Annotated in this window: 2 protein-coding genes; both read right to left on the bottom strand. The window is 61.8% G+C overall.

The features are described 5' to 3' along the window. Nucleotides 1–439 (bottom strand): 50S ribosomal protein L6 (rplF, locus tag CKO41_RS18345; RefSeq protein ID WP_200383298.1); only part of this gene is annotated, 439 nt, incomplete at its 3' end. An 11-nt stretch (nucleotides 440–450) separates the two neighbouring features. Next, nucleotides 451–544 (bottom strand): 30S ribosomal protein S8 (rpsH, locus tag CKO41_RS18340; protein WP_200383297.1); only part of this gene is annotated, 94 nt, incomplete at its 5' end.

Below are 544 nucleotides of genomic sequence, written 5' to 3'. Positions count from 1 at the left end.
CGGCGGACACCTGACCGACTTGCTGCTTGTCGATCCCACGCACGACGATCTCCGTCGGCGTTGGTGTCTCGATCTCGATCCCGTCCGGAACCGGGAAGTCGATGGGATGCGAGAAGCCCAGCGCCAGATTCAAGATCTTGCCCTTGGCCTGTGCGCGATAGCCAACGCCAACCAGGCTGAGCTTGCGCTCGAAGCCGCTGCTGACGCCTTGAACCATGTTGTTCAGGAGTGCACGCGTAGTGCCGACCATCGCCCACTGTGAATCGCTGTCGTTCGCCGGCCGCGTGGTCACGACGGCACCATCGATATCGACCTCGACGAATGGATGGATCGACCAGGACAGCGAGCCTTTCGGCCCCTTCACAGTGACCTCACGACCCGCCATCGTGATGTCAACACCCTTTGGCACCTGGACCGGCGCCTTACCTATTCTAGACATGACAACCTCCCTTAGGCGACGTAGGCCAGGATCTCGCCACCGTGCCCGGCCTTGCGCGCGGCACGATCGGACATCAAGCCCTGCGAGGTCGATATGATCACGACG

The organism is Thiococcus pfennigii (assembly GCF_016583835.1).
Lineage (GTDB): Bacteria > Pseudomonadota > Gammaproteobacteria > Chromatiales > Chromatiaceae > Thiococcus > Thiococcus pfennigii.
Note: the sequence above shows the minus strand (reverse complement) of the source record. Positions and strands in the feature narration are given on the sequence as shown.